At 40.5% G+C, this 13,580-nt stretch carries 11 protein-coding genes and 1 pseudogene; 4 read left to right on the top strand and 8 right to left on the bottom strand.

The window, feature by feature from the left end; translation table 11 throughout:
- Positions 1-47 precede the first annotated feature (47 nt).
- Positions 48-2,303, bottom strand: coding sequence for an ABC transporter permease subunit (locus HNW13_RS03845; RefSeq protein WP_192115243.1), 2,256 nt, complete (start codon positions 2,301-2,303; stop codon positions 48-50).
- A 196-nt stretch (positions 2,304-2,499) separates the two neighbouring features.
- On the opposite strand from HNW13_RS03845, the gene HNW13_RS03840 reads away from it, so the two are divergent.
- The 4 genes from HNW13_RS03840 (at position 2,500) to HNW13_RS03825 (ending at position 5,401) form a co-directional block, all read left to right on the top strand.
- Entirely contained in the window at positions 2,500-3,006 is a 507-nt protein-coding gene (locus HNW13_RS03840; protein WP_011636830.1) for an ACT domain-containing protein, read from the top strand.
- Positions 3,007-3,100: 94 nt separating this feature from the next.
- Complete coding sequence (locus tag HNW13_RS03835; protein WP_101086704.1) at positions 3,101-3,919, top strand: DUF2797 domain-containing protein; 819 nt, start codon at positions 3,101-3,103, stop codon at positions 3,917-3,919.
- Between the two features lie 304 nt (positions 3,920-4,223).
- On the top strand, positions 4,224-4,829 hold the full coding sequence (locus tag HNW13_RS03830) for a LysE family translocator (RefSeq protein WP_101086703.1): 606 nt from the start codon (positions 4,224-4,226) through the stop codon (positions 4,827-4,829).
- A 29-nt stretch (positions 4,830-4,858) separates the two neighbouring features.
- On the top strand, positions 4,859-5,401 hold the full coding sequence (locus tag HNW13_RS03825; protein WP_192115244.1) for a DUF1415 domain-containing protein: 543 nt from the start codon (positions 4,859-4,861) through the stop codon (positions 5,399-5,401).
- Positions 5,402-5,838: 437 nt separating this feature from the next.
- Here HNW13_RS03825 and HNW13_RS03820 read toward each other — a convergent pair.
- The 7 genes and pseudogenes from HNW13_RS03820 to HNW13_RS03790 form a co-directional block, all read right to left on the bottom strand.
- Positions 5,839-7,839 (bottom strand): annotated as a pseudogene (locus tag HNW13_RS03820) (methyl-accepting chemotaxis protein).
- A gap of 296 nt (positions 7,840-8,135) precedes the next feature.
- The gene (locus tag HNW13_RS03815; RefSeq protein ID WP_192115245.1) at positions 8,136-8,942 is read right to left on the bottom strand and encodes an alpha/beta hydrolase; all 807 of its coding nucleotides are present in this window, start codon (positions 8,940-8,942) and stop codon (positions 8,136-8,138) included.
- 25 nt (positions 8,943-8,967) lie between these two features.
- A complete protein-coding gene (locus tag HNW13_RS03810) occupies positions 8,968-9,333 on the bottom strand; it encodes a hypothetical protein (protein ID WP_162023454.1) in 366 nt (121 codons plus the stop codon).
- Positions 9,334-9,508: 175 nt separating this feature from the next.
- A complete protein-coding gene (locus HNW13_RS03805) occupies positions 9,509-11,101 on the bottom strand; it encodes an ABC-F family ATPase (protein ID WP_101086698.1) in 1,593 nt (530 codons plus the stop codon).
- 355 nt (positions 11,102-11,456) lie between these two features.
- Positions 11,457-11,798, bottom strand: coding sequence for a hypothetical protein (locus HNW13_RS03800; RefSeq protein WP_192115246.1), 342 nt, complete (start codon positions 11,796-11,798; stop codon positions 11,457-11,459).
- Between the two features lie 118 nt (positions 11,799-11,916).
- The gene (locus HNW13_RS03795; RefSeq protein WP_192115247.1) at positions 11,917-12,405 is read right to left on the bottom strand and encodes a hypothetical protein; all 489 of its coding nucleotides are present in this window, start codon (positions 12,403-12,405) and stop codon (positions 11,917-11,919) included.
- Between the two features lie 185 nt (positions 12,406-12,590).
- Positions 12,591-13,511 (bottom strand): M14 family metallocarboxypeptidase, encoded by a 921-nt coding sequence (locus tag HNW13_RS03790; RefSeq protein WP_192115248.1) that lies wholly within the window; start codon positions 13,509-13,511, stop codon positions 12,591-12,593.
- Positions 13,512-13,580 lie beyond the last annotated feature (69 nt).

Below are 13,580 nucleotides of genomic sequence, written 5' to 3'. Positions count from 1 at the left end.
CTCAAGGCGATTGGCGAATTAATCATTAATTGAGTCATCATCTTTCCTTACAGTGAGCTATAACGTTCGCGTAAACGTTGGCGAACAACTTCAGCAATGGTATTAAAGAAGAAGGTGAACACGAACAATACAAAGGCAGCTAAGAACAATACGCGATAATGCGTACTGCCAATGGCCGACTCAGGCATTTCTACGGCAATGTTTGCCGCTAAGGTACGCATACCTTCAAATACACTCCACTCAAGGATTGCAGTATTACCGGTAGCCATTAACACAATCATGGTTTCACCCACTGCACGGCCTAAGCCCATCATGATAGCCGAGAAAATACCCGGACTGGCGGTAAGCAATACCACCTTGGTCAGGGTTTGCCAGTTTGTTGCACCCAGTGCCAAACTGCCGTTTGATAAATGACGTGGTACAGAGAAAATCGCATCTTCAGCAATCGAGAATATGGTTGGAATTACCGCAAATCCCATGGCAATACCCACAACCAGCGCATTACGTTGGTCGAATGTGATGCCTAAATCATTGGTAATAAATTGACGAGTATTGCCGTCAAATAACGCCACTTCAATTATTGGGCTGATTTCAAAGGAGAACCAACCAATAAATAGAATCACTGGCAATAGCATTAGCTCTTGATAGGTTTCAGGTAAGCGCTGCTTCCATTTTTCTGGCAATTTACTCCAAGCAAATGCAGTGGCAAGTATTGATGTGGGCAATAACATCAACAACACCACAATGCCGGGCAAATGATCTTCAATCAGTGGCGCTAACCATAAACCAGCCAAGAAACCTAAAATAACCGTCGGTAATGCTTCCATGATTTCAATGGTAGGCTTTACTACATTACGCACTTTAGGTGTCATGAAGTAAGCGGTATATATCGCCCCCGCAATCGCCAATGGCGCAGCGAATAGCATGGCGTAAAATGCCGCTTTCATGGTACCAAATGCCAGTGGCATTAAGCTCAACTTGGCTTCAAAGTCGTCAGAACCAGAAGTGGACTGCCACACATATTGTGGTTCGGGGTAACCTTCGTACCATACTTTTTCCCACAGAGCGCTCCACGATATTTCTGGATGATCATTTTCAACAGAGAAAAGGTTAAGTTTGTTATCGGCTTCAATCACCAAGGCGTTTGAACGCGGGCTAAAGCCCATTTTACCTGGGTTAGTTAACTGAAATTTCTCGTCAAATAACTGACGTTCACTGGTTGTATAAAGCAGGGTTAATTCGCCATCTGCACTCAACACTGCAAAGCTTTTACGATAAAACTCTGTCGCCATTACACTGACAGGAGCAAGATCATCAAACTCACGAATCTGCTGATATAAACGACCTTTTTCGCTATTAACTTGGAAGTACTGACTCACAATACCGCTGTCATAACTCACCAATATAGAGCTTGCTCCGGCAAGTAAATTTACTTGCTTAACTTCAGCATTCACTTTTTTAACATCGACAACTTGTAGTAACTCAATAGAGTCGGCATCGCGAGTGTTATAAATAAATAGTTTATTATTGGTACTCAAAATAAGCTGACGATGATCAGGAGTCATTATTGCTGATATAACATTACTAGGAGCATCGCTTATAAACACTTCAATAGATGACCACTCAACTTCTTCAGTCATCATGTTTTCTTCGCCTTCTTGGCGATTAAGCTTCCAAGCACCATTGGCATTTTGGTAAGCAAAGCTCATGCGGCTGTCGCTAAAATCAAACACCAGATTATAAACAGCGCCCTCACTATTAATCGTTAATGGCGTTTCTCCCATCGGATAACGTAAAGTCGGCGTAATCAAGCGTTTATTGTCTGGGTAGGTTAATCCAAACTCAATGCCGACAACAATCACTTGGCCGTTGCTCAGCCCTAATGCAAAACGTTGCTCACTTGGGCTCGATTTAGCACTGCTGGTGACCGTTGTGCCTTCAGGAATTTTTGGCTTAAAAGATGAAATCAATTCACCGCTCGCGGCTGAATAAAAGTCAACTATACCCGATTCGGTCACGCGATAGAGCACTTCGTTTTGTTCATCGCTACCAACAGTTAAGGTTTTAACATCAGCATGTTGATAACTCACACTCGTAACAGGTTCTATATGTGCCCCATCAAAAATGGGCTTGATGACATACAGCAAATAGAAAAATATTAATAACAGGGTGACAAACACTAATGTGCCGCCAACGGTTACCCCAATCTCTGCTGCTTTATCCTTAAATGCTCTGCGGGTTGCATGTCTATCAACGAGTAGACTTTTTTCCGCAGAACCAGGTTTATTGACCTGACTTTCCATTAAGAACCTCTAATAATTAATCGATGCCATAATTAGCGCTTTGAATGTGTAGTCTACTATGCTAACAATAAATATTTATGACTAAATATATGAAAGTAAACAGCAGTAAAACAATAACACAATCTTAAGTGGCTGCGATTATATGACGTAAATATGACATTTGTGTTACAGACATTATTTATAGGAGAAATATCGAATGATGCGTTATCTTATTACTCTTCAAGCACCTGATAGAAAAGGTTTAGTAGAACAAATTGCTAATGTAGTTAGTCGCCATGGTGGTAACTGGCTAGACTCTGAAATGCGCCATATAGACGGTATTTTTGCAGCAATATTACAATTAGAAGTGCCTGCGCTAAAATGGGATGAGTTAATTGACGCCTTGGAATGCATTGACGGCTTAACTTTAACCTTCGCTAAAACAACCTTAAGTGCTAAACCTATTAAACATTTACACTATAACTTAGTCGCATATGATCGCCCAGGGATTGTGTTGCATATATCTAATAAAATGAATGCCCTAGGCGTAAATATAGAACAATTTAGTAGCCAATATGAAACCGCCAGTCACACGGGCATTGCATTATTTAGAGCTACTATGGCATTAGGATTAACCGATCCGAGCCAAGAAGAGCAAATTACAGCATCACTGTATGAGATGGGTGATGATGTTGTATTAGATAAACTGAGTAAATCAGCATAAGTTAATTTAGACATTGAAAACCAATTAAGTCTAAAATCCGTTTTGATCCTCTGTTAAACTGCCACGAAATAATGATGATAAAAATGGATTAACCATGTTTGGAACGCTATCAAAACTGAAAACCCACCTCAATGATAACCATGAGGTGGAATATCATTTACCTGTTGGTGAAGCGCGTTTGGCGCTTAACCCGCTTATTGGTAAGTCATTAACCATGACTCATACAGGTAATATTTTTTGCAGCAACTGCGGTAAAAAGACCAAGAAAAGTTATTCTCAAGGTCACTGCTACGTATGCATGACAAAACTGGCCAGTTGCGACTTGTGTATAATGAAACCAGAAACATGCCATTTTGATCAAGGCACTTGCCGCGAACCTGAATGGGGCATATCAAATTGCTTTGTGCCCCACTACGTGTATTTATCGAATACATCAGGGATTAAAGTCGGCATTACTCGCCATACTCAAATCCCAACCCGTTGGATAGACCAAGGGGCGACTCAGGGCTTACCGATTTTTAAAGTGTCGACGCGTAAAATGTCGGGCTTAATCGAAATTGAATTAGCTAAATTCATTAACGACAAAACCCATTGGCAAGCTATGCTAAAAGGCCATAATGATGATGTCGATTTGGTTGAACAAGCAGCCCAACTTATTCCGCTAATTGAAGATAAACTGCAAGCGCTCGCAGTCGAATACCAAGACATTGTTATTGAACGCCTTGATGCCAACATTCAAGCGATTAGCTACCCAATTACGCAGTTTCCGGTGAAAGTTAAATCACACAACTTTGATAAAATTGCTGAAGTCACTGGTATTTTGCAAGGCATAAAAGGTCAATACCTTATTTTTGATACTGGGGTAATTAATATTCGTAAGTTTTCATCTTATGAAGTAGACGTTAGTTATTAAACTATCTAGCGATTAACTTGCTAATGACTTGTAACTTAATCGCTAAAAACCGTCTACATGCCGAAATAACGAGTTCAAAGGTAAAACTTGAACTTGTTAAGTAAAAATGACCAACTAGAATTACACTTAGTAACTAATAATTTATTTGATAAATATCAAACCGTTAACAGTAAAACGAGTGTTTTTTTAGTCTTGAAATGACAAATTTAACCAAGCGTTAAAAAAATCATTATGGTGAATCACTCATTTCCCCTAGAATTCGATTTATAAAAATATCTTATTAATTCACTACAGAGACCCTTTCATGGAGTTAGTATTCGCTATTGCTTTATTTGCTTTTTCTGCCGGTATTACTCCTGGCCCTAACAACATTATGCTAATGACCTCTGGGGTTAATTTTGGTATTAAGCGCAGTATTCCGCACTTAATGGGTATTAGCTTGGGTTTTCCGACCATGATATTAGCGGTCGGGCTTGGGTTAAGTGCAATATTTCAAGCTTATCCTTTTATTCATATTGTGATTAAAGTGATTGGTATTAGTTACCTACTTTATCTGTCATGGTTAATTGCCAATAGCAGCAGTAAAATGGAAGGTAAAAAAGTAAGCAAACCGTTTAGCTTTTTACAAGCGGCAGCATTTCAATGGGTAAATCCAAAGGGATGGATTATGGCGGTAGGTGCCATTGCTACATTTACCTCAGTACAACAAGAGATCAATAGCCAAGTCGTGACCATTGCCAGCGTATTTTTATGCGTGGCATTTCCGTGTGCGATTGTTTGGTTAGGGTTTGGCGTGGCACTTAAACGTTTACTTAAAAATGAGCGTCAGCAACGTATTTTTAATATCACAATGGCTTTATTATTAGTGGCATCGATCATTCCAATGATGTTACCGCCAGCAACCCACTAATCAATTTTTTAGCGTTAAAAGGTTAACTAATGGAACAACATGAATGTCTTACTCATACTGAAAATTGGGTAAAAGATGTCATTATGAAATACAACATTTGTCCGTTTGCCCGTCGAGAAGTCGAACGCGCTAGCATTCGTTATGTTGCCATTGAAGAAACTAAAACAAAGTCTGTGTTAAAGACGCTAATTGAAGAGTGCCAATACTTAGATAATCATCCTGAAACTGAAACCACGCTGTTTATTTTGCCGCGAGGTTTTGAAGGTTTTTACCCTTATTTAGATTTAGTCGATTACGCTACCGATGAGTTAATTGAGCAAGGCTATGAAGGTGTTTATCAATTAGCGACCTTTCATCCGGACTATTGTTTTGAAGGTGAACCACAAGACAGTGCGGCTAATTTTACCAATCGCTCCCCCTACCCTTGTTTGCATATTATCCGTGAAGCCAGCATGGAAATGGCATTAGCCAACTATACTGATCCTGAATCCATTCCTGAGCGAAATATAGCTTTTGCGGAACGTAAAGGCAGCGATTTCTTTGTCCAATTACTGCAACATTGCACTAAATGAGTTGAGAAAGGTCACAGGCGATAAAGAGCGCTGACAAGCGATTAACAGCCTAGAGACTAGGGCGGACTTCGTCCTGCTAGACGCTGCGCGGCTATAAGAGCGGACAATAGTTGGCTCCGTGGTGTAGCAAAAAACCTTCAGACTTAGTCGCTCAAGCTTTTATAGCCTCTAGCCGCGAAGCGTTCTAGCATCTAGGCTCTTTCGCTTGTCATAGCCCTTACCGCTTGTTATCAATTTATAGCCTAGAGACTAGGGCGGACTTCGTCCTGCTAGACGCTGCGCGGCTATAAGAGCAGATAACAGTTGGCTCCGTGGTGTACCAAAAAACCTTCAGACTTAGTCGCTCAAGCTTTTATAGCCTCTAGCAGCGAAGCGTTCTAGCATCTAGGCTCGTTCGCTTGTCATCGCTCGTTACCGTTCGTTATCGATTTATCGCCTTAGCTTTTAGAAAGGATAAATTTGCTGACTTGTTGTGACATATCACTGGCATCACTTAATAGGTTGTCATTGAGCAAAGCAATCTGTTGTGATATTTCCTGCGTATGGTGATAAATATCGTTGATTTTCATGGCATTACGATTTACTTCTTCTGCTACGGCCGATTGTTCATGTGTTGAAGCGGCAATTTATTGGTTCATGCTGTCAATCACGCTAACGTGTTGAGCAATCAATTTAAGCTCATTGCCTGCATGTTGTGACTCTGTAACGCTTTGTTGTGCTTGTACTTGGCCTCGCTGCATAGCACTGACGGCAGTGGCTGCACCCGCTTTAAGGCGCTCGGTCATCGCTTTAATGTCTTCTGTTGAACGTTGTGATCGCTGAGCTAAAGTACGAACCTCATCTGCAACAACGGCAAAACCTCTTCCTTGCTCACCCGCTCTAGCAGCTTCAATTGCCGCATTTAATGCGAGTAAATTAGTTTGGTCAGCAATAGAGCTGATGACCGCTAAAATGGTCACAATATCTTGTACATCTTTATCTAAACGTTCAATACTTTGTGCGGCATTAGCTATCTCTTTAGCCAACAATTGAATCGCATCGCTAGTTTTACTGACATCATTGTTGCCACTCTGCACTTCGATATTGGCATTGGCTGAAGCTTCTGAAACCTGTACCGCATTGGCAGCAATTTCATGGACGGTTGCGCTCATTTCTGTCATAGCAGATGCAACTTGTTCGGCTTCTGACGAACCTTGTTCAACATCGGCTTGCATTGAACGAGTAAAGCCATTCATTTGTTCAACGGCATGAACCAAACTCAATGCATTTCGACGTACGTGGGTAATAACGTGTTCAAATTCTGCCATCATTTGATTAAATGCTATCGAGATTTGGCCAAACTCATCATCAGATTGATGGCTTAAGCGAGTGGTTAAATCAAACTGAGTACCAGCATGCAATATCTGCTTGTGTAGCTGACTTAAACTACGATGCAAATAGCGAGAAACAACCATGCTCATCACAATAGCAAAAATCAGAGCCAGCAATAACACCGCGCCTGTGAGATACATATGCTCAGTTGCTTGTGACAATTTGTCTTGGCTTAATTGCGACAAATCTTGGCTGAATTGTTTTTCAAGCTGAGTTAACAGCTCAATACGTACCGTTGCGATTTTAAACCAATCTTCAGGGCTTTGCTGCGCCATTGCAGCGCTGTCTTGTGCAAAAGCAATTTCACGAAGTTGACTAACATTTGCCATAGCACTGTCTTGTTGGGCTTGTTTAAAAATGCGAATGTTTTCTGGGCTAGCTGCGGCAATAAACCGTTCGGCATAAGTTTGTTGTTCCGCCACCAAAGTGACAAACTTTCGATATAACCCAGGGGGGAATTCACTGCGACCAAAAGTTGTGCTGAGTACTGCTCGCTCTATTCCTGCGCGTTCTTTTAATTGTAAAAATGCTGCGAACGCTTTGAGTGTTATACCTATTTGGCTATCTACACTCTGACTAGCTGCATTATCGACCATAGATAATAATAGGGTGTTGATGCGGGTATAATAACTAACTTGCTCTGCGACACTGATGTTAAGGGCCGTGACATTATTACGCATTTGGCTTAGCTGATTAAATGCTGAAGCAACTTCATTGTATGTGGATTGTAATTGTTGCGGAAAATCGTCTTGCTGAGCAACAAGATTAAAACGTTGAATTTGTATGTCTGTTTGAGCACGTTGAGTCACTAAATTGTCTTTAAATGCTTGTCCTTTAGATCCGAGGAAACCGGCACTCATACCTCGCTCTTTTTGCAGTTCATGTACTAAGGAGCTATTGATAATGGCAGCCTGGGTTAAATCAATAACCAGTGCTAACTGATGCTGAGTTTTGTACTCATTATTAAGGTACATACCACCGAATAAAATACTGGTTAATAAAGGGGGAATGACAAGTAAGGCCAGTTTACGCGAAATATTGAGGTTGCTAATCCATTGCCAATTCATACATCATCCTTTTTAAAACACTTGCGATAAGTAAATTTTTCTTCACTGAACCATAAACTAGATTAATAGATTTTAGTAAGTTATTTACAACAAACTCAGATCTTGCTCACAGCTAATTTAGTTTCTTTTAATTTAATAATGCTTTAAATACATATAATTGAATAGTGAAAGTTATTCCACCTGCGTTAACGCCATACTTACGACATTGTCGGACAATAAAATCAATGAATGTTTTTATCGTGAATGGTTGCAGCGATAAACAAACTAAACACTATTTTTAGACCATCAATAACTACTTATAAACAGAGGCAAAACTCACTGATCAATTCAGGCCATTCATTAACCTCATCTATCGAGTCTGCAATGTGTAAGGTCGAATTAGGTATTGTGGCATGTAATTGAATGGCAGTTTCTATGGGATGGGTCTTGTCGCCGTGCCACGCTAAAATCAGGGTTGGCATGGTCAGTTCGGCAAGTTGCTGCTTACTGGGCAGATCGTTAAGGGCGGCAGCGCGAAACAAATGATCTAGCGTTTGACGTGTCATTAGTTTTAATCCGTCGAGCATGCCTAATACACTATGTTCATGACCATTAATCAGCCAACTTGGAAGTAATTTATCCCAATGTTTAGCGTTTATTTTAGCTAAACCTTTACCACCAAAAATGCGCGCTGCTTTGGCCATTTTATGATATTCGCCTACTTGTACTGCACGAGCATGCCATGCTGTGGGCGGGTTCATCAAGATTAACCCTTTTACCTTATGCGTATGTTTTAATGCTGCGAACAAACACGTAGCACTGCCCATTGATTGGCCACCTAAAATAAGCGATGGCGTTGCGTTAAAGTGCGTCGCGATACTTATCATGTCATTGGCCAGTTCTGGCCATAAATAGTCTTCTACGCACTTACCGGCAGAAGATAAGCCATGGCCGACGGCATCATAGCGAATAAGCTGTAATTTTTTAGGAAACCGATGCCAGGCATATAAACCAATCGCATCTTCACTTTGGATACTGCCGGTTGACCCATGAGCCCAAATCAAAGTTTGTCCTTTACCATTAATGGAACAATTAAATTGATTGATATTAAATTGCTCTGTCATGATGCGGCACTCCTAATGAGGTTATTTATCCTCTTACTATTTCAATCAACCTATTAATAAATAATTTGATTGCATCTGTGGTATCAAACCGAAATGCTAAACCGTAATGAATTTCACTTAAGCCTTTGTTGCGACGAGTTGGAAATCGGGTCATTTGAGCATTGTGATAGTAATCATATTTCGCGTGTACCCCGTCAATCGTAGCCAGCTCAGTGGAAAAAACTTCAAATGCAGGACGAATGATCAGTAATGGCGTTTTTCCTTCTACATGCAAATAAACCGGCTCTTTTAACTCAGGTAGCATGTATTCGGTGACATTCTTAATATTAAAATTAGTACGACATTGCAGTTCATTCAAGGTTGATGCGACTTGTTCAAGGGTGATGCTCATAAAGTAGATGCCTGTGCTGGAGAATGTCATTGATTTATATCACTAGAGTATATGGCCTAGCCGAATAAATAAAAACAAAAAGCCCCGAACAATTGTTCAGGGCTAATGGTGTTTATCAGTGGGCATTGGTTACAAACAATGCTGGTTACTGACAGTACTGGTTATAAAACCAGAATTACGCGTCAATACCTTTACTCACTAAGAATTCGTCGTAAGTGCCTTTAAAGTCATTAATTCCGTTAGGAGTCACTTCAAGAATACGAGTGGCTAGTGACGATACAAATGCACGGTCATGAGACACGAACATTAACGTCCCTTCGTATTTTTCAAGCGCGTTGTTTAATGACTCAATAGATTCCATGTCCATGTGGTTGGTTGGCTCATCGAGTAATAAAATGTTCGGCTTTTGCATGATAAGTTTACCGAAATACATACGGCCTTTCTCACCACCAGATAATACTTTAACTGACTTTTTAATGTCATCTGCACCAAACAGCATACGGCCTAAAATACCGCGTACAGATTGATCATCGTCATTTTCTTTGCGCCATTGGCTCATCCACTCGAACAAGGTCATTTCATTAGCAAAATCTGCTTCATGGTCCTGGGCGTAGTAACCAATATTGGCATTTTCAGACCAATTAATGGTGCCATCGTCTTGCGGGATATCATGTACTAAAGTACGTAACAAGGTGGTTTTACCCACACCGTTTTGACCCAAGATAGCAATACGTTCACCCACTTCAACCATTAGGTTAAGTTTGCTGAACAATGGTGTGTCGTAACCTTTGGCTAAGTTTTCAACCACTAATGCATTACGGAACAATTTCTTTTCTTGTTCAAAACGAATAAACGGATTGACGCGGCTTGATGCTTTGATGTCATCTAGCTTAATTTTATCAATTTGCTTAGCGCGTGATGTAGCTTGTTTCGCTTTAGATGCGTTAGCAGAGAAACGGGCGACGAAGGTTTGTAATTCAGCAATTTGCGCTTTCTTCTTGGCGTTGTCACTCATTAAACGTTCACGTGATTGCTGTGCAGCCATCATGTATTCGTCGTAGTTGCCAGGGAACACTCGTAGCTCACCGTAATCTAAGTCAGCCATGTGAGTACACACTGAGTTTAAGAAATAACGGTCATGCGAAATAATAATCATGGTGCTGTTACGTTGATTCAACATGTCTTGTAACCAACGAATAGTATCGATGTCCAAGTTGTTGGTAGGTTCATCAAGTAGCAGTAAATCTGGATTTGAGAATAGTGCTTGTGCCAATAACACACGCAATTTAAAACCTGGAGCAATTTCACTCATTAAACCAAAGTGTTGCTCAATGGAAATACCTACACCTAGTAGTAAGTCACCTGCGCGGGATTCAGCAGTGTAACCGTCCATTTCAGCAAATTCCATCTCAAGCTCAGACACTTTGATGCCGTCTTCTTCGCTCATTTCAGGTAAAGAATAAATACGGTCACGTTCTTGCTTTACTTTCCACAGTTCTCTGTGGCCCATGATCACAGTATCGACTACTGAAAAGTTTTCGTAGGCAAACTGGTCCTGGTTTAATTTACCCATGCGTTCGTTAACATCTATAGAGACGTTACCGCTTGATGGCTCTAAATCACCGGCAAGGATTTTCATAAAGGTGGATTTACCACAACCATTCGCGCCAATTAAACCGTAGCGATTACCGCCACCAAATTTTACTGAGAGATTTTCAAACAGTGGCTTAGCGCCAAACTGCATCGTGATGTTAGCTGTTGTAATCAAAATGAAATTCCAAATCGTGTTGTGTGTTAAAGCCCATATCAAATTGTAGTCTACTTGCTCGAGTTGACATCTATATGACTCAAGCAAGCAAAAATGATATTGAAACTGGCATACGGCAGAGCCGAGGTAAATACGAAGCGCGACAGTGTAAGGATTTTTGGCCTAATTATCAACCTAGCAATGATACAAATACTGCCCGTTTTGAGATGTGACTGTGATGAAAGAAGTATTTGCGCGTCATTATAAATGTCTAAATAGCGATAATGCGTCAGCGTTGATTTAATGCCGAAAACCTAGAGCAGCTTTCGGCATCAACCATAACCTTGTGAACCGTTTAGTAAAAATCTTAATTACATTATACCTTTGCAGGTTCAGCCACATCATCTGAGAGATTTTCAGCTTGAGTAAAGCAGTTTTGTAGAATTTTTTTAGACGGATATACACCCACAGCACTATCAATCATCTGCGCATCAAAATCGATAATAATTGGAATTAAATTAGTTGCTTTGGTGATTTGACGTTTTCTCAATGCTTTCAATATATTGATGTCTGCTTTTGATGGAGTGTTGTCGAAAGTAAAATACAGATAATGAATCGTACTTTGAGACGTCATCCCTAGGGTTTTCTTCAACCCAAGTAACGCAGTAAATAGCTGCTCATGCTGAGCTTGAACTTGCTCAATTGACACCTTACCCATATCAATTACAGATATTGAAATAATATTGTTAAAATACTTTTTCGCCGCAATAAATGCTATGCCTTCAACTTTGGGTTTACCTTCTGTCTCGATAACAGATAGGTCTAACTCAGTAAAGTCATTTATTGATTAAGATATCTTTCAATCGCTCACGTCCAGTCGCTAACGAGCTAAAATAAGCCGCCTTTTTTTGCATGCGCTGTCCAACGTAAAGTGCTAATGAGCCACAAAGCAGTAAAAAAACTATTTTCCCACCGATACGATGCCAGAAATCGAGGTATGGAGCTTTGGGTAATACCACGCCAGCCTCTAAAACGAGTCCAGTGACTTCCAAGGGGGTTAAGTCTATATACAGGTCTTGTTGTGACAACATTCCAGCAAAACGGCCATCATAATTCCACAGTGGTAGAAACAATATATCAACAGATTTATAGATATAACCTACATCAATGAATTCACCATCTTGTGTTTGAAAACGTGGATCATCAGGAAGTGCCACAACAGGTACAATGTTTTCACCACCAAAAGAGATTAAACCCGCTTTGGCGTGTGCAAGATGGGGCGTCATCGATAAACAGAATAGACATAGCAACAGAGTATTTTTCATTTTAATCCTTTATTAATAAAAAATAGGTGACTAGCGAGGAGGCTAATCAATAACCGAGGAACCACAGGTTTTAACAGCAATGAGTCTTTTAGATTCCATTCAAACAGCGACTCACCGCCATTATACTAAAATATGTCTAGACGACAACGGCATCGCTTGTAATCGTCTATATCACTTAACGTTTTTTAGAGCTTCAAATAACCAATAAGATAATCCAATCCACCAGTGATAGCGGCGACTTGAGCATCGTTACATTCTTGTGCTGTCACGTTTGGACTGTCTGGATAAACCTCTGTGGTGGTATTGAAGTGATTGTCAGTAATACCAGCACATAAACTGAGTTTTTTGACCGGATAGTTAATCACCCCAAATTGCTCAATCGGTACTTCAATTAATTGTCCATTATCGTCAGGCGCGATATGAGTCACTTTAGCCACAGAGTCAATCACTGCTTTTTGGAACGCTGGAGTTGGGTTATCACTGTCGCCGACTAGGTAGAAACCGTCAGGAATAATGCCTTTATCGTATTCAACGCCATCACGTGCAGACAGCAAAGGTCTAAACTCTAACTCATCAGTGTCAGTCGTTTCATGTAAATCGATATGGGCATATACATCTCCCAAACTCGCGACAAATGCTATCAATGCAGCAGACTCTTCTGCTGGGCTATCGGCATAAAAAGAGCGATTAGGATCAATGGCTTTCGGATTCCAACGGTTAACGGTCTCATAACCCCACGGGCTAACACACGGCGCGATGGCCACATTAAAATACTGAGTATAATCCTGTGCTTTAGTGGTTAAAAACTGAATCGCGCCATGTACGCCGCTGGTTTCATAACCGTGTACGCCACCGGTCACAAGAATGGTTTTTTTATTGCTATCCCACTGCTGAGATTTAAATGCAAACAGTGGATACTTATCAGCGTCATAAGATAATGCGCCGTATTGTACTTGTTCAAACGGACCAGTAATCTGAGCCAGTTTACTCACCACTTCATCTTGATATGAGCGTTTTATGGCAACTTGTGCTAACCATTGTGCTTTATCTGCATCGGTCCATTTTTGACCTGGAGTACCAATTGGATACGGTGTTGAATTGCTCATATTACCTCGTTAATCATTTATTTTATTGAGTTATGTATGTGTAAGTCACTTGGTTTTAACTGATGTTTA

The sequence above is a fragment of the Shewanella sp. BF02_Schw genome (genome assembly GCF_014596695.2).
Classification (GTDB): Bacteria; Pseudomonadota; Gammaproteobacteria; order Enterobacterales; family Shewanellaceae; genus Shewanella.
The sequence above is the reverse complement of the archived record's forward strand: the minus strand, read 5'-3'. Positions and strand labels throughout refer to the sequence as shown.